The organism is Lutispora saccharofermentans (assembly GCF_024363565.1).
Classification (GTDB): domain Bacteria; phylum Bacillota; class Clostridia; order Lutisporales; family Lutisporaceae; genus Lutispora; species Lutispora saccharofermentans.
Genome location: NZ_JAJEKE010000002.1, coordinates 72,820 through 97,833 on the forward strand (window position 1 = coordinate 72,820; position 25,014 = coordinate 97,833).

General features: G+C 42.9%; 12 protein-coding genes. All 12 read left to right on the forward strand.

Features of this window, described 5'->3' with window-relative positions; all coding sequences use genetic code 11:
* The first annotated feature begins 182 nt into the window (after nt 1–182).
* Nucleotides 183–2,531: a hypothetical protein gene (locus tag LJD61_RS03310; protein ID WP_255226087.1), complete on the forward strand. Its 2,349-nt coding sequence runs from the start codon at nt 183–185 to the stop codon at nt 2,529–2,531.
* A gap of 139 nt (nt 2,532–2,670) precedes the next feature.
* Nucleotides 2,671–2,919, forward strand: a complete 249-nt coding sequence (locus tag LJD61_RS03315; RefSeq protein ID WP_255226088.1) for a hypothetical protein — start codon at nt 2,671–2,673, stop codon at nt 2,917–2,919.
* Nucleotides 2,913–4,190, forward strand: a complete 1,278-nt coding sequence (locus tag LJD61_RS03320) for a VWA domain-containing protein (RefSeq protein ID WP_255226089.1) — start codon at nt 2,913–2,915, stop codon at nt 4,188–4,190. Before LJD61_RS03315 ends, LJD61_RS03320 begins: the two co-directional genes overlap by 7 nt.
* Before the next feature lie 12 nt (nt 4,191–4,202).
* Entirely contained in the window at nt 4,203–4,841 is a 639-nt protein-coding gene (locus LJD61_RS03325) for a hypothetical protein (protein WP_255226090.1), read from the forward strand.
* Nucleotides 4,842–4,851: 10 nt separating this feature from the next.
* Complete coding sequence (locus LJD61_RS03330) at nt 4,852–6,123, forward strand: TRAFAC clade GTPase domain-containing protein (RefSeq protein WP_255226091.1); 1,272 nt, start codon at nt 4,852–4,854, stop codon at nt 6,121–6,123.
* Nucleotides 6,120–8,852 (forward strand): GAP1-N2 domain-containing protein, encoded by a 2,733-nt coding sequence (locus tag LJD61_RS03335; RefSeq protein WP_255226092.1) that lies wholly within the window; start codon nt 6,120–6,122, stop codon nt 8,850–8,852. The genes LJD61_RS03330 and LJD61_RS03335 overlap by 4 nt, the downstream gene beginning before the upstream one ends.
* A gap of 120 nt (nt 8,853–8,972) precedes the next feature.
* On the forward strand, nt 8,973–9,953 hold the full coding sequence (locus LJD61_RS03340; protein ID WP_255226420.1) for an AraC family transcriptional regulator: 981 nt from the start codon (nt 8,973–8,975) through the stop codon (nt 9,951–9,953).
* Nucleotides 9,954–10,548: 595 nt separating this feature from the next.
* Complete coding sequence (locus LJD61_RS03345; protein ID WP_255226093.1) at nt 10,549–17,265, forward strand: hypothetical protein; 6,717 nt, start codon at nt 10,549–10,551, stop codon at nt 17,263–17,265.
* Nucleotides 17,266–17,282: 17 nt separating this feature from the next.
* Nucleotides 17,283–24,098, forward strand: a complete 6,816-nt coding sequence (locus tag LJD61_RS03350) for an S-layer homology domain-containing protein (protein WP_255226094.1) — start codon at nt 17,283–17,285, stop codon at nt 24,096–24,098.
* A 211-nt stretch (nt 24,099–24,309) separates the two neighbouring features.
* Nucleotides 24,310–24,531: a DUF1659 domain-containing protein gene (locus LJD61_RS03355; RefSeq protein ID WP_255226095.1), complete on the forward strand. Its 222-nt coding sequence runs from the start codon at nt 24,310–24,312 to the stop codon at nt 24,529–24,531.
* Between the two features lie 37 nt (nt 24,532–24,568).
* On the forward strand, nt 24,569–24,787 hold the full coding sequence (locus LJD61_RS03360; protein ID WP_255226096.1) for a DUF2922 domain-containing protein: 219 nt from the start codon (nt 24,569–24,571) through the stop codon (nt 24,785–24,787).
* 17 nt (nt 24,788–24,804) lie between these two features.
* Nucleotides 24,805–24,951 carry a YvrJ family protein gene (locus tag LJD61_RS03365; protein WP_255226097.1) on the forward strand — a complete coding sequence of 49 codons (147 nt, stop codon included), beginning with the start codon at nt 24,805–24,807 and terminating at the stop codon, nt 24,949–24,951.
* Nucleotides 24,952–25,014: the final 63 nt, after the last annotated feature.

A 25,014-nucleotide genomic window follows, 5' to 3' on the forward strand; every position in this document is an offset into this window, starting at 1 on the left:
AGATCCTTCGGTCGTTCCTCTCTCAGGATGACATATATGATAAATAAACACTCCTAGCCGTGAAATCCGTGTTCCCCGTAACCCAGACCCTAGAGGAATACCCAAATACCAGAGGCTAGAGACCAGAGGCTAGAGACATGAAAATTGCTTCACAATTTTCATAGTATTTTCAGGAGGACGCTATGGAAGACTTGATCATCAAATATGCGGAAGGGTATGCTCTTTCTGCGGATAAAAGCATGAATATAGAGGATGAACAAAGGACTGCTTTTAATCCCGCAATATTTGTATTTGTAGGGGATAAGGTTTATGATGCCATAAGCTGTATCAGACAGGATATAGAGGGCAAATGGGATAATAGCAGCGGAGTATTATACTTCCATATATATTCTCAGGATAAATGCCGTGATGAAAATACGCCCGGCTTCAAAATTCAATGCTCAGGGGTTGATTATAAGGATCTAAGGGCCCATATCAGCCATAGCTTCTATAAAGATGAAAAGGGCCTGATAGAATTGAACGATGTCATAAGAAGGCTGAAGAATGATCTATTGCAATATGGGCGTATGTATTCCAACTTTGAAAAGGTCAATATATCATTGATTACCAGGGCAGATGATCCCTTGAATATATTGATCCCTGAAATAGCTTTGCTCTTGAAAGCAAAGCTTTATGAGGATTTTAAGATCGTATCGGCGGATTTGTATACGTTGATCCTGGAAAGAAACCATGAGGATAATTTCGGCTTTTATTCTGCTGCAGCCATGAGCTTTTTTAGAGAAATAGAATATTTTCAATCAAAGGATTATAATTTCAATGCACCCCTGGAAGTGCTCGAAGAAGGAATAGAAATAAATGTTTCAAATAATAGCACTCCCATATTTGATCTGGTCTATTTGCTGAGCGATAAGAATGAAGCAGGGCTGATACTGGAGAATGCACTGAGGAAAAACTATGAGACCATATCCTATATAAGCCTGCTGAAAAACAGGAGCGTTGATGAGAGTTCCTACGATGCCGAAAATGGGATATATAATAACAACCAATTCAAGAACAATATCGGCATAAATTCCCCGAGGGTTTCTTATGCTACGGCCGGGCTATCCAAAGTAAAAAGACCGAATAGCGCCATCGCTGTTGCCGTATTATATAATTTTTACAGAGGGCTGATAGAAAGGCTGAAGGATAACGGAAGCTGTGATAATCCGGTAATAATGAAAGCCCTGGGCCTGGATGCAGACAGGATTGAGGCCGCGGTGGCAGACATAACTGAAGACAGCTTTGATGTTGAGGATATGATGTGCCTTATGACCAATAACGTTTCCTTTACGGACTTGCAGGGCATGAACCTAGGTCTGGCAGAAAAAAAGCTCTATAATGATGTATGCAGCAAATTTTTTCAAGATAATTATGAAAAGCAGATGGAAAGGAATATTGAAGCGCTGGACCTGGGGAACGAAGTGATAAGGGATATAAGGGAAAACATAATAAACAAGCCGGAGCTGGGTATATACTGCGCTTATCTATGGACAAAGGGCAATGTGATATCCAATGAGATAATCGAATTAAATAAAAGCATTCAGAGGGATATCAACAGGCTCAATAAGGAATTGGATGCCATATATGAGGAACCGGTGTATTTCGGCCCTATGCAAAAAATATTTTTCAATCAAAAAAGTGCAATGAGAAATTTCAAACGAAGCATGCTGGAGAGGATATACGGGCATAAGCTTCAGATATTGAAGCTCAGAGGACAGCAATGCATTGTGAATAAATATGAAGAGATTTTGCTGAAGCTCAATTCAGACTTAGAAAAATATATCAACAGATTGCTCGATATTCAAAGCAGGATAGAAAAATGCCTATTGAAAAATGTTAAGCAGGAGGATGAATATCTGGGACAAAATATAGAAGAATATTATGAAACAGTGGTTAAAAAAATAATAGAAGATTTTAAAGCCAAATACGGAGATAATTTTTATTTCGAAGAAAGATTTATTGGAAATATATATGAGCTGCTTAACAGAGATGATGCGAAATTAATGGAGAAGCTGATAGATAGCTGCAATAAATACATCCTCCCTACAGAATACTTTAACAGGAATTTTGAGGATGAACTGCATGACAGGGCGAATATCAATATCAAGTTTAACGATGAAAGAGACATATTGACTAAAAAAGAATTATTTAAAAAGCTATATGATATACTTGAAGATAATGGAAAGGTAAATATTTATATATTGAATTTTACCACAAGGCATAGATATGAGGAAAAGTACTTATTCGGCAACTACAACAGCGATTTTATCCGTTATGCTTTTGAGCTTGATCATGGCAGCAGGACCTATAAACTAGGCTGTATACATGAGAGAAGGACCAGCGGGATTGAAAAGCTCAACCTTATGGGAGGATTCACGATAGAGGATGTCATATATGGAAAAAATGCCATGAAGTATTATGAAATATTTATGAAAAAGGGCTATAGATTACATGCAATAGATGAGGATAAGCTTCCTCGCATCGAATATTAGGTTTCAGAGCTCAGAGCTCAGAGTTCTGAAGCTATGGTATTCCTTATGGGTCAGCTGCTAGCTTCTGGCTTCTAGCCTCTAGCTTTGAGTATACCGCTGGGGTCAGATGGATACGGAAACACGGATGGGGTTTTATTATTTGTATCTGTTGTTTATTTGTGAGTGGCGTGTTGTACTGACTGATATAAGAGTGCAGCGCGGTGCCCGCACAACGGTAAACGAAAGTATTTCCTGTCATTCTGAAGGAGCAAAGCGACTGAAGAATCTTAAATTAGATCCTTCGGGCATAGCCCTCAGGATGACAAGGTCGCTGGACTTTCATAGCAATGAAGTCTCGTTCAATGTGCTAGGGTTTGAGTTCTATTTAAGGGGGAAAGGTAAATGGTAAAAAGAAGGGTTAGCATTTTAATGCTGTGCTTTAGTATGACCGGAGGGCTATTAGGATTTTTCTTTGGAGAATGGCTCATTGATAAATTTTTGCTGGTATGGCCCAGCACTGTTTTGATGGGGATGTATTTTGGAATTTTAGCCCTGTTTATCGGTATAATGTGCATATTGGCTGAAAAAATAAGGCCTGTTTTGATCAGTGCAAGCTGGACGAGCAAGTATTATAAAAGCTCCCTGAAATATCTTGTTCCCTGTACCCTTGTTCTATTGTTCTTATGCGCAGGCCTTTTCCAATATATTTATGGGCTGAATTTTCAAAAGGCAAGGAATATAGATGATATAGTTATACTGGTAGACAATTCGGGCAGCCTGAAAGACACTGACCCGCAAAATAAAAGATTTGAAGCCGTGGAAAGCCTGATCGCTGAAATGAATGTGCAAAACAGAATATCTGTTTCTGTTTTCAGCGACAATGTAAATAAAGTTCAAAATATGGAGGCTGTGACCCCGGAGGTCAAAAGCAATATTTTAAGTAAGCTTGATGATTACAAGATACCGGATGGAAGGACGAATATCAAAGGCGCTATTTTAAATGCCTTTTCAGATATATATAATGCGGCTCAAGATGACAGGGCTGCAATGGTTATACTCCTATCGGACGGAGGAGATAACTTTAATCTGGCCGATACTTTTCAAGAGACACTGGAACCCTATATAGAATCCAATATCCCTATATTTTCTATAGGAATGGCGGGCAGCGATGTAAAAATGCTGAAGAGGATATCCCAGGCCACAGGAGGCAATTACTATAATGTATCCAGAGTTGAAAATGTTGAAAATATATTCAACAAGATATACAGGGAGAAAGATTTAAGGCTATTGGTAGGAGAAAGGCATGGGAGCACTTCCTACAGCATTCTTTATTCAATAATGCGAATAGCTTTTATAGCCGTTATCGGCGCCATAATAGGAATTTCCGTGGGAGTGCTGTTTGATGATAAATATATTGCAAGAAGCTTTGCACTGGGAGGATTATTGGCAGGCATAGCAGGGGGAGCAATAATAGAAGCAGGCTTCCGATTGGCGCCGTGGATGGGCTTTTTCCACAGGCTGCTGGCGGATATTTCCCTCTCGGCAATATTTGCTCTCTTCCCCTTCGCCGTAGGTATCAACGAAGCTCAAAATACAGGGAAGAAAAATGCGGATATCCGGAAGGAATCAAGCTCAAGAGGATCAAGGGATATAGGCAAAACCCAAAGTAGAAGCTTTTAGGGGGGATGTTTTGTGGAATATAGAGAGCGCACATCATCGGGAGGGCAAATAAAAGACATTCAGGGTTTTGTGGATGGAGACAAGCTTGTTTTGAAATGGCTTTGGCCCAATGGGATAGATTTCGTATATATATACAAGTCTTGTGAAGATGAAGCAGCGACCGCAGACATGATCAATAATAATAACGCCAGGTTATACACAAAAGAAGAATATAAAGAGTTCTACGGATATTATGAAAGAATAAATGAAATAGAAAAGATCACATATTGGATTTTCCCATGTGTGAAAGAAAACGGGAAGCTATTGCTTATCGATCAAAATGGGATAGATAACAGGATAACATTGAGCCTGGGCAAGGCTAACATATTTTATTCCATTAAGGAAAAAAGAAGATTATTTAAGGATACAAAAATCATTAAAATAATTGTCAGATGCGATAAGGCCATAGAAAAAGAAGCGCTTTGCTACGTAATAAAATCAGGGGCCAGTCCAATAAATAAGGATGATGGCAAGTGCTATTCCTTTAATCAGGATTTTAATGTAGGAAGAAATCAGCTGCCGGAGATAGAGATCAAAAAAGACGACAGCATAAGAATATTTTTTCAGGACGGCAAAAAATACGGCGAGATTTATGAATTAATACGGGAGTAGGAGGATAAAAATGGGCATATTTGATAATATTAAAAAAAGCTTAGGCGGGAGGAACAAGAAAGAGCATATACCACCCTATTATGATATAGTCTGTCCTTTTTGCTTTAAGAAATACTCTCCCAAGGAAGTAGTTTTCAGGGCCGCACATGCAGAGGAAGATGATGAGGAATTCTTTCTGAAAGAGGACAGGCTTCTGAATGAGTATAGAAGCAAATTTAATCTGGCGCCTTTGCCCGATATGGAGGCGATCATCGAGGATCTGGACCGGATACCCGAGGAGAGCAAGAAGTATGCAGACGGGGTTTTGGTCCAAATAATAGACAAACACGGCATAGCCACGAATAAAAGATTATGCCCCAAATGCCATAATGAATTGCCTATAACAGCAGGGAAATTTCCCAGCAATATTATATCAATAGTGGGAGCATCCCAGGTAGGAAAATCTGTATATATGACCTCGCTGATACATACCCTCCAGAACTTCACCGCCTACAATTTTGATGCTGCTTGCCTCCCCGTAAGCGTTGATGTGAGCAAGAAATTCAGGGAATCCTATGAGGAGCCGCTGTATGACAGGGGAGTATTATTTGATCCGACACAAAAAGAAGTCAGGCAGGAGCCGCTGATGTTTCAGTTTAAGTTTAAAAATGAAAACAAACCCCCTGTCACTTTAGTCTTTTTTGATGTGGCGGGCGAAGGTATGATAGACCAGGATTATATGGATATATTTGCAACTCATATAAAGAATTCTGCAGGTATTTTATTTTTGGTAGACCCCCTTCAAATAAGGACCATAAGAAATAAAATTGATATAAAGAAAGGTGAGGATTCGGGAGAATTTGCCTCCAAGTATGATGAGCCCAGGGAGGTTATAATAAGTCTTTTCGAAAACTTTATCGGACATCAGGAAAAGGGCAAGACCGATATACCGACAGCCGTGGTCCTTACAAAAAGCGATATGCTGAGAATACTGTCAGAGGATGAGTATATAAAAGAGAATAGTAATATATTCTACAATGTAAATCACAAGAACACTTTTAATCTGACAGAATTTGAGAATATAGACGGTGAAGTAAAAAGATTTTTGGAAAAGGTTGACAGAGCCTTTACGGATGCTTTGGAAGTGCATTTTAAAGACAGAGCATTTTTTGCGGTATCAGCGCTGGGAAGCAATCCGATAGATAGAAGAGTTCAAGGGATAGTCAGTCCCGTTAGAGTAGACGAGCCTTTTTTGTGGCTTTTATATAAGCTTGGTTATATAGAAGGGAGCAGGTCTAAGTGATAGAGCAGCAGTATTATACAAGAGAGAGAAGGGGCATATTCCGTTCTGCCGAGGGTTATGACAGCATAGCGAAATCCAAGGGCTTGAATGATAATTTCATAAAGAAGTATCTCCATCCCTTTTGTTTCTACAGCCCGCCAAAAAGCCTGGAAGAGATCGATGAAAGGGATATTAGCAAGTTCCCTCAATGCCTGACCTGCTTTCAGGTTGAAAGCGGCGAATTGATCATAGGGAATACTTCTTATGTGGGCGCCGACTTCACCGGACTGAGGAATACCTTTTTCACCCATAACTTTATAATACCGGGCAATGAAAAGGAAGGGTACCTGAAGGACTTCAACAGATTAATATTTGCTGAAGGCTTTGCTTCGAGTTATGACATAGAAAAAGGGAAGCTGATAGAGCAGATCAGCCGGCTGCAGTATGATGATGCAGGAGACCTCAAGGCAAACAAGCGTGTGCTTACCGAGAAGCTTGGAATAACCAAAGAAATATTCAAGAAAATGCTTTATGCAGCATTTATGACTGTCGAGGGGAAGAAAAAGCTGTATATATCATTGAATGTGGAGGCAAAGGATATATCCCTGTATGCCAAAGTTTTATTGAAGCATATCTTTATGGGATTGCCCTATGATCTGAAGAGCAATATGGGGTTCATGACCTATTCGAGGGAAGCAGAGGCGAAAAAGTATATAAATATAACCTTTGTTGAAAAGGGCAGCATCAGAATGGGCGACAGCAGGTATGAAAGGGATTATGTATTCGATCTGTCTCAAAATAGGATTCCATATAATGATTTTAATATAGACCATCATGATTATTTAGATTTTATATGGGAAAACATGATGAGCGGCAAAAGCCCTGAGGAGTTTTATAGATTTTGTCAGCCTATTTTAGCGGATATGAAGCAGGATAAGCGGATTCAATTGGAAACCTATGATGAGCTGAGCAGGATTTTTCAGATCAGAAACGGAGATGAACAGCTGTTCATCGATAATAGGGAAGAAATCCTGGAAAGCTTTTTTAAGTATTTAAATAAAACCAACAGGCTTGATAAAAAGGAACTGGACGGTGTTTTCCTTGAGCTGCTGGATAAGGAAAAGAAGGATTTGATGGAGGCTAGCCGGTATATACCGACAAATAATACCATTTTGTCCTATATGAGATATTACGGATTTGGCGACAGTAGCGTTAATGTAAAAATAGCTTTTATAATACTGCTGGCTATAAAAAACAGCAAGGCCTTTAAAGATGCAAGCTATGCCTCCCAGGTATTTAAGACCATATCCAAGGACGGAGATCTCCTTAAAGAATTGATAGATATGACCTTCAAATATAATGCCCTATTTATCATAGAGGATTATTTCAATGAAAGGCTGAATAGCATAACCGGCCTGAAGGAGCTTTTCAATGAGATCAAATTCTGGGCTGATACATCCTATAAGGTTGTTTCAGAGGGATTTTTCATAAATGGAACTCTGGATAAGCTGCTGGGTTTTTTAGAAAAGTCAAGGGACAAGATCTATATGGGAAAGGAGATACATCAGTTTATCCCCGGGCTTTGCAATAACTCTGGGTCGCCCCAGGCCGGCAAAGCCTGCAAGGAGTACGGAGAATATATTCTGAAGAGAGTAAAGGAATATATATATAGAAACATAGAATTAAGCCAATTAGAGAGCAAAGACATAATAAATCTGGATTATCTGAAGCTCGGCACAGATGAAGAGAAATATTTAATACTGAAGGATATCAGGGGCCTGATGGCGGAAGACGGCGAAAAAGCCAGGAGCAGCATCAGGGAAAGAATGCTTGATAAGAGATATGGCATATACGCAGATAATATGAAATCCCTGATAAAGAAGCTTTATAAAAGCAATATTGAGCCTTCAAGCTTAGAGAATATTTCAATGGCATTTATCCAAGGGGGAACTGTGAGGGAGCCGAAATATGATGCGGAGCAAATGCTGGGCTATATTTATTCCAATGGAGGGAAAGCTTCGGTTTACGATTATATAATATGGTCCTTTGAAAACAATGTTTTCACCAATACTCTCAATTATGAAAGCCATAAAGATGCAGTGAAGAATTATTTTATAAATGATGACAGAGAAGCCATTAAGGATAAAGCGATAAGGAAAAGACTATATGGCTGCAATAACAAACTGTTGGATATGATGATAAAGGATATAGATTATGAGATTTCCAGTCCTCTTATGAAATTTATCGAAAAAAACAAGACTCAAATATTGGGGACCGCAGGAATAGCTTTAGCATCTCTTCTATTGCTGTTTGCCTCTTTATTTTTCCTGGAATATGTAAACAGAGGAGAGAATGGGCCTGATGAAAATCCTGCAAGGGTCCAAATAGCTGATATGAAGGCTCAGATTAAATCGGAGATAGATAATATAGCAGGAAAGGATTTTAACTATAAAATTTTTGCAGGTGTTGAAGACATCGGAGAAGATGATATTGAAACCGGGATCACCTATAAAAATATCATGATTGACAATGATGGTAATTCCTCTATAGAAGCAGAGGATGTGGAAGAGCTTGATAGAGAAGGAAAGAGCAAGATAAAGGATGATATTGTTCTGAAGTATTCCATAAGCTTAAAAGCAGAAAAGGGCTCGGAAGCTGAAAATGCTGACACTCAAGAAAGATTAGAAAAGGCTTATAAAGCTATAGAAAAGATATTGGTTGACAATTACCGCATGCTGTGGAGCTTGTAGGGGCGGTGCCATGCCGCCCCGCAGACTCAACATTACATTGCCAATTCTTGCAATATGCTAAATCTTGCAATATAATAAAACCAGGCAGCATATTGAAAGGGGGCATGGCCTGTGGATTATATGACCGTGAAGGAAGCCGGTGAAAAATGGGGGCTTGGGATCAGGATCGTGACGCTGTACTGTGTTGAGGGCAGAATAGGCGGTGCGGTGAAAAAGGGAAACCTGTGGCTTATTCCTGAAGACGCTGCTAAACCTGAAGATAGAAGACGCAAAAAAGCCCCGATTCAAGAAGAAAAGGGGCCGGCGATATCTAAAGACATATATGACCTATATGAACAAAGAAAGCACGAAGACTCATGGCCCTTTCAGTCACTGTATGAAAACAAAGAACTGTTTGTCCAAATCGTGAAGCACTTTCCCTATCCTATGCACATATGCACGCCGGACGGCACGATGCTCTTGGCCAATGAAGAGTATTTAAAGTTCGCTAAGATATCAAACCCTGAAAGGCTTTATAAAAAACATAATATTTTGCTGAATCCCAACCTTGAAAGGTGGGGAGTCAAAGACTTTGTTCTGAGGGCGTTTCAGGGAGAAACTGTTTACGCATATGATGTGAAAGTACCGCATCAGGAAATCATTGAACGGTTGGGAGATAATAAAGAATTGGTTTCCGGAAGCATGTTCCACAACATGACTGCCTTGCCTATACGCGACAGCAATGATCAATTGTTATTTATCGTGTTTATTTTTATCACATCCAGGTATTATCAGGACAGAGAAGAAATTATGAAAGGAAAAGAATACATAGACGACCACTGGAAAGAGGAATTTGACATAGATAAGCTGGCGGATATTGTTCACATGAGCAGGTATCACTATACCCGTTTATTTAAACAGTATACGGGCATCACGCCCTATAGCTATTATCAAGATGTAAAGTTCAGCAAGCTCAAGGAAATGCTTTGCGACAACAATCTGTCCATAACCCAAGTCTTTGACGAATGCGGTGTGGATTATAACGGGAATCTGGCAAAAAAATTTAAGCAAAAATTAGGAATGACTCCTTCCCAATATCGGGCGAAGATGACGCAAAAATAGGGAATTTGACAAAGGGCCTCCGACCATAACGGTTTTGGAGGTCTTTTTTTATATAAACATAGCAAAAATCACCGGAAATAGAGCTATCAATAGAATATACTGCTTGCCATTTTTTTATATATACTTGAATTAAAGAAATTTTTATATAACGCATTAAATATTTTACAAAACTGTCATTGCTATGAAAGACCGGCTTTCTTGTCATCCTGAGGGCTGCGCCCGAAGGATCTAATTTGAGATTCTTCGAGCTGTGCTCTCAGAATGACCAGATATGTTTTCGTTTATCGTGGTGCGGATAACGCGTAGTAATACGGCATATGCCTTTTTAAAACTACAAATGCATTTATCACTGAACTAACCCGCTCTATACCCACAGGGCACAGGCGACCCCCGCCTCTATAGGCGGCGGGTACCAAGAGCGGCTAAGTCCAGTGCCCCAGGGCACCTTCTCTTATCCCTGCGGGACAATTCACCTTGTATGGACTCGACTAACATTCAGTGGGGGTTGAATCCCCCTCTGAATGAAGTCTCGTTCAATGCGTTATATATAGAAGAAATAATACTTAAATAATTATATAAGGAGTTGAGTTGAAGAATGCAAGCAAAAAGGCTAATGCCGATAACGGTTATAATCGTGCTGTTACTGCTAATGATAGCTCCTGCCGCCGTATATGCCGGTCCATTTATTGATTATACGGTACCGGCGGACGATTATGGGTATGCATATCGCCTTTCAATAGCGGTGGAGGGTGACAAAAGTGACGGAACGGATGGAGATATCGATGCTCGCTTTGTTTTCCATGACGGCACAGTAAGGATGTTCCGTCTTGACGATCCCAAAAATAATGATTTCGTAAGAAACACCTTCAGCATGTATAGAATAAGGATCGACAAGCCTGGCTATATGCTGAAAACCGTTGAACTCATTAACCAGAGCGGGGATGGCCTGTGCATAAAAAGTATAGCTGTTACCCTGGGGGAGCTCACAGAAAAAGTATTCGAATTCAGCCATCGTTGGATCAGCAAAAGCGGCGGGAATCCGGATAGAATAACGCTGGATGTTACTGATCTGTCCAGAAGAAAGGTAAAGGGCAGCGGTGATTTCAATTCAGTCTTCAATGATGTCTTATATTTGGAAGAAGGCGCACAAAGCGGTATAAAGGATTTTAACTGGAATGCAATCATATCTGACCAGATCTACCTCAATCCGTATTTATATTATGAAAAACGCGGAGGAGATGTTCCTGTTTTCAGCATAGCTTTATCCGGGATGGGTTCCGGTAAAGCCAGATATACGGCTCCTGATGCCTTCATCACAACCAATAGCGTTAAATATGACGGTATTGATTACGGAAGAGGCTTTACCGTGGACAAAAGCAAAATTTACAGCGAGATGGCTAAAAAAGGCGTGAACAAGCTGACGGTTACGCCGACACTCACTTACGCCAGCCGCAGCACAAACAGCTTTAACGGCGGATATAAGTTTTCGGGTGCTGTGGATATAATAAGAAAGAATTTTGCAATCGGAGAGCTTGCTGTCGTAAATGATAGCGAGGCCTTCAAGGCTTATAAGGACAATAATTTTTATAATGCATCAGCCGGTCAAATAAAGCTGAGGCTTGAAATCATGAGCGGGGATAATCATGATAATTATAATGCGGCCGATATTGCCAAAAACATAAGCGGTATCTTCAGGCTGCGTTATAATGCGAATAAGGATTATGTGGAACCGACAGAAATAAAGAACGAAGGCAGGTATGTATATCTTACCTTCCCTGTTCCCCAGGGAAAGGATAATGACGGCAGCGGACTTACCCTGGAAATGAAGGGCGTAACCTCAAAGTCAGGCAATATGGCAGGCTTTAAGCTTGTTGACGGCGATAAGCCCTATTCCGAAACGGTTGAGCGCTACATCTCAACCCATAAGATAGATACCAAAGCCCCTGATTTAACGCTTTCAGGAAATATAACAGGGATATGGAAAAACACTCACGAATTCAGCGTAAATTCCAGCGAAAACCTATACATAAATAATGCCAGCCCCCGGGAAGAAAAAAACGCAGGGTATTTTTGCTATACTCTGTATGACTCGGACAGCTATGCTCAAAATGGTGAAAAGGCTCTCAGCATCAACATTAAAAACTTTGATAACAATAAGGGAAGCACGGGGAGCCACATCGCGCCCCGCTCCGCCGGCACAAAAATACCATTAAAGCTTATGAATAAGGAAGAAGGAAGGTATACGCTGGTTCTTTCGGGCTATGACTTTGCGGGGAATAAAGCGCAAAAGGCATATCCCGGCGTATGGCTTGACAATAAAGCTCCTGATGTCTCCTTTAATGCAACAGAGCGGCCGAAAAATAATATTGACAAATCAAGGTCAACCGAATTTAGGTTCACAATAAAGGACTTATCCGAGAGAGGCGTTTTATACTACTGCTTTGTTGAAGACGGCGAAGCTGTTCCGAAGGTTGAGGGAGAAACAAAGACAAGCGGGAACATCGTAAGCCTGATCGGAAAATGGGCATATATTGAACAAAGTGACGCTCCCACGTCAACGGTGGTGTTAAAACTAAAGGACGGCGATATTTTCAAAGGCAGGCTTTATTATTTCGCAACCGATTCCTCCGGAAACAATACAGCTGCCGATAATATTGAAATTAAGCAAAGCGGTGTTGACTATAAAACCGGATATAACTATGCAGATATCGATATGAATAACGAGAGTATAGAATGTACCCTTATTGCAGGTTCATATTCCTATCCGGCCTCTGACTATAACATCAGCTTTGATTACAATCCGAACTATACCATAAAATATAGATGGGTAGGCTATACGCCAAGCCATCTGTATACAAATCAAAATGTGGGAAGCGGCTCGCAGCTTAACGGGAGCGGCAAGGAAATTCTGCTGAATGGCGAGTGCACACTTGAATATACGGTAACAGATAAAAGCGGAAATTACAGGGTTTATACAAGAAGCTTTGTATTCGACAACAAACCGCCCGAGGCAGGTATCACGGTTAAAAACAGCGGGTCTGTGCGGAATTCACATAGCTTTATATTAAATGCAAACGATATTTCAGGAATAAAAAATGCATCATATATCATCGCCGACGCCTCCAATACGGATGTGGCGATAGCAGCGGGAAGAGCCGAAATAAACAACGGGATTGTCAATACCGACCTAAGTCTTGAAAATGTCAAGAGCGGCGCATATAAGCTGATTTTCACGGCGGAGGACAATAACGGCATCAAGACAGAGGTGCAAAGCAGCACGGTCTATATAAGAAGCGGTGCGCCAAAAGCCGAAGCAAAGCCTGATTTGAATGATACTGCGGGTGATTTTTATCTTACCTCTAAGAATGACTATAGGATAATGCTTAAGGTTATGGAGCTGATGAACGGTGCAGGTTTATTCGCTGAAAACCAGCATGTGAAATATAGGATATCGGAAGACGGAATAAAATACGGAGACTGGATGACCGGAGAAAAGCTTAAACCGGGCGACGGCGGCTTGTCTGCCGAGTTTGGCATAAGCAATCCCATAGGGTTGGAGGAAGGCCTGAACACGATATACATTCAAGTTGCAAACGCCGCATTTGCCGATAATCTGGCGGATATTATGCCGGACAGGATAACAACCATAGAGCCCATAAAAATCCTCTATGATATAAAGGGCCCTGAATACCTCCTCATGATGGAGGACAGCATGCCGACGAGGCTTAATATATCGGGGACAGTCATTCTTCAGGATACCGCTTCAGGCAATGAGGGGATGACACTTCGTTCCGATGACGGCAATATTGTTGTTTCAGAGCCTCAGCTTGACGAAGGAACCGGGCTTTACAACAGATATAATATTACGGTTACTGACAGTGTTGATTCCAAAATAACTGCAAGGGATAAGGCCGGAAACGAGACGATAATCCCGATCAAAGTCACATGCATTGATCGCCGGGGGCCAATAGCCGATGGAGGCATTATGGACAGAGAAGAAGATGATCTGGGGAATCCCGCTCCTACAGGCTTTATAAATGTAGAAGGGGCAATAGCTGAAAAAACAAGATTCGCCTTTATAAATGAAGTCTCGTTCAACGGCGAGATAAGAGAAGAAGACTTTATCTATAATTCACATGATTTTTCTGTAGTTATGGCTCTCAGCACTGAAACCGGCTTTGGAGAGACAGCAAGCTCATATTTTTATTATCTCAAGGGTGTAACAGGCTCATATAAGATAGGCGTTTACGCCGTTGACCATCTGGGCAATGAAACACTAGAAATAGTATGCCAGGGGGTTAAGGCAAAATATCAGGGGGAAGCGCAGATCATTGATTATAAAATTGCTTCGAACCTGGTCGGAAAAAATGCAGCAGTGACCATAAACTTTAACATGCCGGTTTATATACTTCCAAAGGACTTGCAGACAAGCCAGGCAAAAGAAGACATGACGCTGGACGAAACAAATGAGGAGCTTGCTTTAAATAACGCAGGAAGACATACAAAGACTCATATATATACGGCTTCTAAAAACGGCACATTTAAAATATATGCAGCCGACAATTACGGGCGCACCTATACCTTTGAGATAACTGTGGATGGTGTTGAGTTCGGCCAGGGCGTCCCTTTGACACAGAGGCTTTACCGTGATACAGAAGAGCTCGACATGGAGGAAATTCATGGGGAATACCGCACTGAGCCTGTGTATTTGCATATCACATTTGACAGTGATACATATGATGATTTTGTCTTAAATCCTTTGGATGATGAAAATGAAAATACTGATTTTGCCTTTGAGCCTAACCTTTCCGAAGAGTTCAGCGATGATAAAAGGTCTGGCGGATATAAGGAATTAGTCTACTACTCTAATTGTACGCCCAATTTCTATAAAAATGTCCAGCTAACTGTTAGTGAGGCAGTTTACGGCGCAGGTTTTATTGGAAGCTCCTATCAAGCCGGCAAGCTCACTGTGAGTGAAGCGGTTTATGGCTCCTATCCTGCCAATGACTTCTATCAAAATGGGCAGAGTATTTACGAAACACTGGTCATAAACTGCCTTGACAGCACAGCACCAAAAGTTGATTATTCCGTGAGCACGCCTTACATGACCGCAAACAATGTGTTTGTATCGCTCATGCCTTCAGATCCGGAAACAGGCATTAAATCATTGAAATACTATCTGAGGAAGGGGCTGGAGGAAATTGAATATATACCGATAGCTGACAATGCATTGATTGAAGTCCCCGAAAACGGCACACTGTATGTGCTTGCCGAAAATGGGTCAGGTATGGAAACGGAGATTCAAATACCCATACAAAATATTCAAAAAGAGCCGATTGTTTCCGGTGAGGACTACACGGTATCCTATTATTACCAGGACCACGAAGGCAACTGGCAGGAAATGAAGGATGGAAAATATTACAGAACTGCCAAAGCGGTGATAAACTTTACGGATAAAGGCAACACGCGGAAAATGTATGCAGCCAATAATTCCGGTTTGGCTGAACGGCTCCTTACCCCCTATGACAACACCTTTGAATTTGAACTGTCCGACGGCTTCGGATACACAGTGAAGCAAGAAGTCTCTGCGGATAGGTTTGACCTGGATGGCCCCGAAATTTCATATACCATTGATAATACTTCCAAAACAAATCAGCCGGTTAACATCTCAATAACAATAAAAGATGCAAAGAGCGGAATTGCCCAGGTGAAATTTTCTGCGAAGGGGACGGATGTACCGATCGTTTTAACGCCTGAGGGAGACGGAAGCATAACAGGCACTGCGGTTATCAGTGAGAACGGCACATATGTTATAACCGCATACGACTGGAGCGGAAATAAAGCGGTAAAGTCATTGGCTGTTGCTAATATAGATAAAGAGCCTCCGCAAATCACCGGTCTGTCATACAGCACAGAGGCCGTCACAAACCAAAACGTCAGCGTTCAGATCAAAGGCTTTACGAAATCCGGTGTAACCATAACGAACACAGAGCCTGTTGATCCGCTGACAACCAAGGACTATCAGGTATCCACCGCAAACAATCTGTTTAATTTCAGCAAAAACGGAGCTGTATCGGTGTTTTTCGAGGATGAATGCGGGAATAAAGGCAGTGATGTCATAACAGTAAGTAATATTTATGATAAGCCCCCAAGCCTTGCGGCAGTCGCAGAGCTTGCCGCTGACCAACTCAGTGTGAAGGTAACATTTGAGCGGGAAATGAAAGACGGTGAGCCTGTTGATCCTTTCAGAAAGCTTGAGGACTTATATGTGAGCTGCAACGGCATTGTATATCGTGCAAATGCCGCATCATTTACGCTTATAGAAAATGAGACCTATACCTTTAAGGTGTACGATGACGCGGGGATGATACAGTACATTGACCTGGCTGTTAGCGGTATTGATAAGGCCGCTCCGAAAATCACCAAGGTGACATGGAGCTATTACTACTACAAGAATGAAAACCGGGATTGGGTATTAAAACCGGCAAGCGGCTCTGTACTTCCGGGCAGCGAGGCAGGATATACCGTTGCGGACGATCTGTATCCCGCGACCAATCAGGATGTCACCGTTACCGTTACGACGGACAAAGAAACTTCATACATCGGAGGAGCGGAGGATGCGGTGCTTTCTACAGCTCATGAATTGAAATATAAGGAGAATGGACTTTTCAATTTTAACCTGAAGTCCGCAAATGGATTAAGCGATTCCTACGGCGTCGATATAGCGATCATTGACAAGAAGCCGCCTGTGATTGAGCTTACCAATGCCTCCGAGCTTATGTTCATAGAAAACAGCGGCACCTATAAAAAAGAGCTGCTTTTAGACTATAAGGCTTATGATACATTTAACGGCAAAACCACTGATCTGACTGCAAGTGTAGTCGTTGACTGGGGCGGGTTTGACCCCGATGACCTTGCCAGGAATACCTTTGACAGGGCAAGGCCATATTACATTACCTATAAGGTATATGACCCGGTGGGCAATTATTGTGAAATACGCCGGACAGTCAGCCTTATAGGGTTCTACGATACGGTTGCACTTATAGACGGCGCTGTGCCGGATGCGACATCTTCAGTGGTTGTAAATGGAAGAGGCTTTGATGTATCTCTCTATAATTTCAGCGGGACTGCATATGTCAAATACGCACCGGGTCAATACACCATGGGGCAAATGAAAACAAGGGGGACGGTTGTTGCCGAAAACAGCGGAAAGTATGCTCTCAGGCAGCTTTCAAAGGGCTGGTACACCATTTACATTCAGACCGATAAACGTGACTATTTCAATGTCTATGTCTATGTAAGCGGTAATTAAGTAAGGGAGGCGATTTGATGGAAATGATGAAAATACTGAAAAAGACACTTGCTGTGTTACTTGTTGCTTCAATGCTGACCGCCTTGATACCGCTGAATGTGTTTGCGGAAACAGCGGAAAAGGAATACAGCATTTCAAACGGCTATCTGACTTACACCATCAATAATAAAACCGGTGGCTTCTCAATAGTAACAACTGGGGGCCACCCTCAGAAAAAATACGACAACAATATTCCTCTTCTCTACAAGGAAGATAAAACAAGAAGCAATGGCACAAGCTTCACTACAGCCCGCATTGACGGAAAGGATTATATTTTCGGTCAGAGCTACGGTATGTTCGGTATTGCATCGCAGCTGCACGAACCGGTGATCTCCGAAGAAGGCAGGCTTTTGACCGTACGGTGGGATATCAAGGGATATTCGGTTGTTCAAAAAGTTGCTCTTTCTGTTGATGAAAAAAATGATCTGACGGGAAATGTGGGTATATCCTATCAGATTATAAACAATACCTCTTCATCGGGAAATGTGGGATTAAGGATCCTGCTTGATACGGCGCTGGACAACAACACTGACGCGCCTTATATCATGACTGATGCCAAACCAAACCCGCAGATCACCGAAAAAGAATACAAGGGCTCTGAGCTTCCTCAGCAAATAAGGCTTGTAGATTCGCTGTCATCTCCAACTAAAATGGCATATGCATTGCTGAAAGGGTGGAATGACGGAGCTGTTCCCGATAAGGTGATTGCCGGCCACTGGGCAAATCTTGCAAACACCAGATATAGCTATACCGCCGATGCTTACTGCGATTTTTCAAACTACTCCAACCAATACAGGACACCGGACAGCGCCCTGGTCTTCTACTGGAGTGAAAGCAACCTAGCGGCGGGAGGGAGCAAAAATGCGGAGCTGCTTTACGGCGTGGGCAACTTCTCGTCCGATACCGCCTCCGACAGGGTTGGACTTGATATCGCAGTGGATAAGGTAAAGCTGGACAAGGATAAAACAGGGTATGAAAATGACGGTCTGTTCGATGTTAGGATAAACCTTGATAACTCTGTAGACGGCGCAAACAAGCTTATGGCAGCCATGCTCACACTTACGGCGGACCCCGGCCTCAGTATCATAGGCGAAAACCATAATATCTGGACAGAGATTGAGAAGGGCGAAACCAAAACGGTAACTTTTAAGGTGCAGGCAGACAAGCAGAATTCTATTACCGCAAAAATGCTTTATGCATCTCTTACTGCAACGGAGGTCACAGTTGACAAAGATAAAACAATCGAGGCAAGCGCTTCAAGGGATATACTGCTGCCTGCTGTAACGGGAAATCTTCCTGATATTCAGATGAATTCATTAAAACCGGGGATTGTATATACGCAAGGTGAGAAATGCGTTACAATATCCGGCAAAATGAAGGAATTTGAATCGCTTAAGGGCAGTGATCTGTGGGATATGTATCTTGTTCATACCACCTCCGGGAGTGAGGTGCGGATTAAGAAGACTGATATGGCATTTACTGACGACACATATACGGCATTAAGCTTTAAAACGCGGGAAGAGCTTTCGGTAGGTGAATATAAGATGGTTTTCCGCTTAAGAGACCCTCAGCTTGAAGAGGGGTTCGGAACGGATGAAATCACTGCCGGCTGCCGTCTTACAGTATCTGCCGATGAGAAATACAAACAGCTTTCCTACGGTATTCTTGCCATTGTGAGATATAATAATTCGAATTATAAAATTATTACATTCGCCGGTGAAGGCGAATATAAGAAATTCTATAGAGGTATGACAACCGCTGACCGTATATGTCATGATTTCAGCGAAGAGGATACCAGTGATTACGAAATTCTACTTATCATACGCGGGTACATCATTCAGATGGAAAAGGAGGACGGCGGTCAAAAGAGGATATATTATCAGGCATCTTCCGCTGACAGCCCAATAACCATAAACAATATGCTCGCTTATGAAAGCGATACGCCTCTAATCATTCAAGAGGACGGAACAAATTATTCTGTAAGCGGCGACGGTAAAATAAACGTTATCAATTCCATCAGCGTTTGGAAATCAGAATGGAGCATTAATGTTAAAAAAGGAACCCCTTATACCCTTGATGAGGAAAGATATAATCCCGGCAAGGATCCGCGCATAAAAGACTGCAAAGGATTGACGCTGTCTTTTGAAGGCGCTGCATCCATGGTTCAATCCATTGGCGGACTGCTGATAAAGATGCAATACGGCGTCTTAAGCTCAGAACTGCAAAGGGATGAGGAAAAGTCCACAACCTATGGTGTCGGGTTTGGCGGTATGGTAAGCATTCCCATCAAGGATACAAAGAAAAAGGATAAGGACGATGATGATGATGCGCTTACAAAAAAGAATGTTTTTTCCAAGGGTAAGATTACCGCAGCAATAAATGAGATTCGTTACGGTGAAATGGCGGAAGTAACAGACGGAAAGCTTGAGGTTTATGATACCGGATTTATAGGTATAGACACCAAAGTTGAGATAGCTCTTCCCCAGGATATTCTGGGCTCCCTTATAAAAAATGCGCCCGGGATATACGCACTATTGGAAATCAACACAATAGATAATATATATAAGCTTGATTTGGGGGTAAAAGTAAAGGTACTGGAATGTCAGGGCGTCATATCCTTCAAAGAGGTTACGGTCAAGAATTCTGAAAAGATAATCCCGAACTCCCTTCAATTCTACATCAGGGACGGGCTGATAATCCCTATCGTTCCGCCCCTCTATATGACCGGCCTTGGGGGAGGGATAGATAATCTTGCCGATACCGTCGGAGGCGATACAGTCAGCGGATTGCCGCCGATAACGCTCCTTTTGTTTACAAGGCTTAAGCTTATGGATACGCTGATCGGAGATTTTGATCTGGCCTTAAGCCTGCAAGAGATGGGTCTGAACGGCTCATTGGCCTTCAGGGGCGACAAAAGAATTGTCAATCTTGACGCCGGAGTATATGCAAGATGGGTTGAACCGTGGCATTTAAAGGCTTACGGCAGTATAAGCGTGATTGATGGGCTGATAAAGGGAGGCATTACCATAACGATTGCGGAGAATTATCTGTACGGCTACGTATGCGCGAGCATCTGCATACCCGATTCAGTGCCTCTTGTCGGCGGCAAGGAAGTAGCCGGCGTTGAAGCCGCTGTGACCAATTCCTATATAGGAGCCAACTTCAAGATCATCGGGATAAAATTCGGTGTAATTTACTACTGGAGCGGCAGCCATAGCTTTGGCAGCGCCATTGATCTCACGCAGGGTTCAAAAATGATGCGAAGCGCTTTGACGGAGGATGAAAATACGGAAGGAAATTATGAAGCCTTATACGGTACGAATATTCATCCTCTGAGATCCGAAACGGTAATCCCAAGATTTGCCCTTATGAATACAGGCCATACTATCACAAAAAACTTCGATCCGAAGGATCAGGACGCGCTGCTCTTTGAAATCCCGTACAAAGGTTACGCCATCCCGAAACCGGAAGACCTGGGCATCACATCTCCAAGCGGTCAGGATATCACAATGATAGAGGATGATGGCAAGGGAGGCGGTAATTTCCTGGTTCAGGACAGAGCCGGGGACGGTAAGTATATCTATATCACCGTTACAGATAAGGCTTTGATTGAAAAGGGTGATTGGACTTTGACGGTTAAAACTGATTCTATAGAGATCACCACTTATTCCGTAAGCGGAGTTGACAATCTGCCGGAGCTTACAGAGACGGCTTATACACGCACCGGTGAGAATTCATTCGATGTAGATGTGAACTGGACAACCGATGGGCAGTACGATGAGGATACGACTCTGGACATTTATCTGACAGAGGATAAAGATGCGCTTGAAAAGATCAAGACCTCATCAAACGGAAAGGACGAAACACTGGGGATATCCGTTGCCCATGCAGAGCTCAAAAAGTATGAAAGCGGCAATCACAAGGTAACGCTGCCCGATAGCTTTGAAAACGGCACATACTATGTCATCACGACGCTGTCATCGAAAAGCTGCGGAATAAGCCTTGCAATAAGCGATAGCCCCTTTGAATTTGTCAACACCAATTTGCCTCAGCCCGTCAAATCCGTTAAGGTCGATTACGGCGGAGACGGAAACCTCCTGCTTGAGGTTGAAGACGCAGACAATATTGATTATACGGATTATCTGGTAAATATTGTGACCGCTGACGGTGCGAAGCTTGATAATGCTTACGGACAGTTTAAGGTCGGCGGCGACATCATTTTAGGAAAAGAAGCAAACCTTTCCCCGGGCGAAGCTTACTATGCAGAAGTGAAGACGCTTCGTGAAGGCAATAACAAATACTATTACGGTGCAGACACGGTGCGCAGCGGGCCTTATACAATGCCCGAACTGCAAAAACCCAGGCTTCTTTCTGTGACGACAAATGCGGGCTCCCAGTATCTCAATGACTCAAGCTTCACCGCAACCTATAAATTTGACAGGCCTGTGCAGATGGTGCTTTACAAAAATTCGGAGCCTGTAATAAAAGGCTATGAGTTCAGGGATACATGGACTTTTGACGAAGAACTGGATGATGGCGAGTATATCATAGACTTTTGTGCATATTCCGAGACCAAAGACTCTGCGACGGGTGCAGATTTTGCAGAAAGTGTGGATAATGCACAGCTTGGATTTACAGTTGATACCCAAGCCCCTGTTTTAAGCCTTGGGCAGAAAAATACAGAGAGCCTGGAGATGGACGGAGAGGGTCATATCACCTCAGCTTTCGGCACAAATGTGGTGTTTGCTGACAGTCACGGAAAGTATACTGTTACCGGAATGACTGAGGTAAATGCCGCCCTTACTGTAAACGGAAAGGCGGTCAGCATTGATAAGGCGGACGGAACCTTTGCGTACTCAGGGATTTGTGATAATAAAGATACTTATGCGGAGCTTACATTTAAGGCAGTGGATAAAGCGGGCAATACTACATCATTGCTTGTTTATGCAGTCAATCAAAAATATGCGTACATTAACAGCATTGAGCTTAGGGCAAACGGCAAACCAATAACCCTTGATCCGGAAGGAGTTCCTACTCTTGATGTAAAGGTGGGCGATACGATTGCTTTATCGATTGCCGGAAAAACAGCCGGCGATGAAATAACCATTGATAATGCCGACATACAATGGCATATCATGTATGCGAGAGAGCTGATTCAATTAGATGAAAGCAATATTAAGACCCTGCATACCGGCAAAACGGCAATACGGGCAAAATATATTTCCGCCCGGCTTTCAGGCGATATTCAAGTGGGGCCGGAAGGATACGCTGTCATAAACATCAGCCAAAATGATAAATCAGACCTGAAAGCCGCAATCGATGCCGCCAGGGCAAGCCTTGCTGCCGGAGGCAGAGCTTCTGAAGCCTTAAGGGCCTGGTATAAGGCTATAATTGACGAAGCACAGGCTGTTTATGATGATCCAAACGCCGGCGCCGAGGAGATATCCAGAGCAGCTGCAAAGCTGAAATTAGCCACAAAAACATTCAATGAAGAAAATAATAAAGGCGAGGATAAGGATAAGGATAAAGGCGACGGATCATCCTCCGGCAACAGCGCGCCTTCTATGCCGGGCATCACCACCGATAAAAAGCCCGCTCAGCCCAATATGGCATCCATGAATCTGACAGGCACGGTGGATAGGAGTGGTGTGGCTTATGTCACCATCACAGAAGCGCAAGTCAAAGCACTGATCGAAGCGGCGAAAAAGGATGGCAAAGGCCAAACAGCGGACGGCATCGGAGCAGCGCTAAATATCGGGTTCGGCGCAGAGGGCAAAAGCATGAGAATAAAGCTGGAGGAAAAAGCCCTTGAACTGCTGGAAAAGGAAGGCATAAAACGCTTTGATGTGAACACCCCACTTGTCAGCTTTTCCTTTGATAAAGAAGCCATAGGGGAGATGAAATCTCAGGCGTCGGGAACCGTTACCATTGCGGCTGACCCCATTACCGGGCTGTCCAATGCGGCAAAGGCACTGATCGGCAAACGGCCTGTTTATGATTTGAGCGTAAGCTATCAGAAAGATGGCAAGACTGTGCATGTTTCTGACTTCAAAAAGGGCAGGATCATGCTGGGCATCCAATATAAGCCTGAAAGCGATGAGCAGATCGGCAGCCTCTGCGGCGTATACGTCGATAAAAACGGCAGGCCGCATATGCTCAGCGATTCCGGCTATGACAACGGCAGACTGATTTTTGGAAGAAGCAGCCTGTCAATCTACGGCGTGGGCTATAAAGCTTTCGGGGCCGCTTTCACCGATACGGTGAACCATTGGGCAAAGGACGACATTGACTTTGTTGCCGGTCTTGGTCTTATCAGCGGAAAGAGTGCAATCACATTTGCTCCCAATACCGCCATCACCCGCGGGACATTCCTGATGGCGCTGGGCAAATTGTCAGGCGCAGATGTGAGCACCTATAAGGCCAGCAGCTTCACAGATGTAAAGAGCAGCGATTCCGCAATGCCCTACATCGAGTGGGCGTTCAAAAACAAGATAGTGCAGGGCATTGGCGGCGGCAAGTTTGACCCCGGCAGCTATATCACCCGTGAGCAGATGGCTGTGATGATGGTGAATTACGCCAAAGCTACCGGCTGCAAGCTGCCTGCATCACGGCAGGCTGTTGCCTTTGCCGACGGCACAAAAATCAACTTATGGGCGAAGGACGCCGTAAAAGCTATCCAGCAGGCAGGTATTATCATTGGCAAACCCAACAACCTGTTCGATCCTGCGGGAGAAGCTACCCGTGGGGAGGCTTCGGCCATCCTGCGCCGCTTCGTGGAGCTTGTTATCGACTAGGGCCTATGGCCGCAAAAGGGGCTGTTGCATAACGCGTTCAACTTGTCATTCTGAAGGAGCAAAGCGACTGAAGAATCTTTTTGTTGCAATGTCTTAAAGATTCTTCGCTGTGCTCAGAATGACAAAATTGGAATTTTGCAACAGCCTCTTTATTTTTTTGGAAAATCACCTTCCTTGCAGTTACTTGTATATCAGAAGGGAGGTGATATGAATGGCAGTAAGCGCGAACGTAAAAAATGTAAAGCTCCAGATAAAATATCTGGGCGAGGTCAAAGACGGCAAGCAGACATATATCTCAAAGACTTACAACAAGGTAAAGCCTGAAGTTGCAGATCAGGACATCTATGATGCCGCAGGGATCATAGCAGGGCTTCAGACCAAAGAAGTATTCAGCATAAACAAAGCTGAGGACTCCGAACTGGTAGAGGCTTAGCCCAATAAGTGAGAATGATTGAAGGGAGGTGTAAAGCATGGCAAAGAAACTTGAAATGGTATTTAAGGATGCTGCCGGCAAGACCATGAAGATAAGCGTGGACAATGCAGACGACAATCTTACTCCGGAAACTGTAAAGACAGCGATGGAGGGTATCATAGCCAAAGATGTGTTTGCAACTGAGGCTGGCGGCCTGGCTGCAATCCATGGAGCAAGAATAGTGGACACCACTATTCAAGAGATGGATATGAAATAGAGCAGGAGGGAGATATCGTGGAAGAGATATTTAACGGAGTGGCAAATGTAGGTTTTCCTATAGCGATATCCATCTATCTCCTGATAAGGATAGAGGGTAAAATGGAAAACCTCACCAGTTCCATAAACGAACTATCCAGAGTAATAGCATCAAAGCTTGATTAGAAGCAAATAAGGGGCCGGCATTTCTGCGGTAAAAGAAATGCCGGCCTCGTTGGATTTGTTTCC

Coding starts and splice junctions, on each gene's coding strand:
- LJD61_RS03320 (WP_255226089.1), top strand. CDS start 2,913: ATGGTAAAAAGAAGGGTTAGCATTTTAATGCTGTGCTTTAGTATGACC.
- LJD61_RS03355 (WP_255226095.1), top strand. CDS start 24,310: ATGGCAGTAAGCGCGAACGTAAAAAATGTAAAGCTCCAGATAAAATAT.
- LJD61_RS03310 (WP_255226087.1), top strand. CDS start 183: ATGGAAGACTTGATCATCAAATATGCGGAAGGGTATGCTCTTTCTGCG.
- LJD61_RS03340 (WP_255226420.1), top strand. CDS start 8,973: ATGACCGTGAAGGAAGCCGGTGAAAAATGGGGGCTTGGGATCAGGATC.
- LJD61_RS03345 (WP_255226093.1), top strand. CDS start 10,549: ATGCAAGCAAAAAGGCTAATGCCGATAACGGTTATAATCGTGCTGTTA.
- LJD61_RS03330 (WP_255226091.1), top strand. CDS start 4,852: ATGGGCATATTTGATAATATTAAAAAAAGCTTAGGCGGGAGGAACAAG.
- LJD61_RS03360 (WP_255226096.1), top strand. CDS start 24,569: ATGGCAAAGAAACTTGAAATGGTATTTAAGGATGCTGCCGGCAAGACC.
- LJD61_RS03350 (WP_255226094.1), top strand. CDS start 17,283: ATGGAAATGATGAAAATACTGAAAAAGACACTTGCTGTGTTACTTGTT.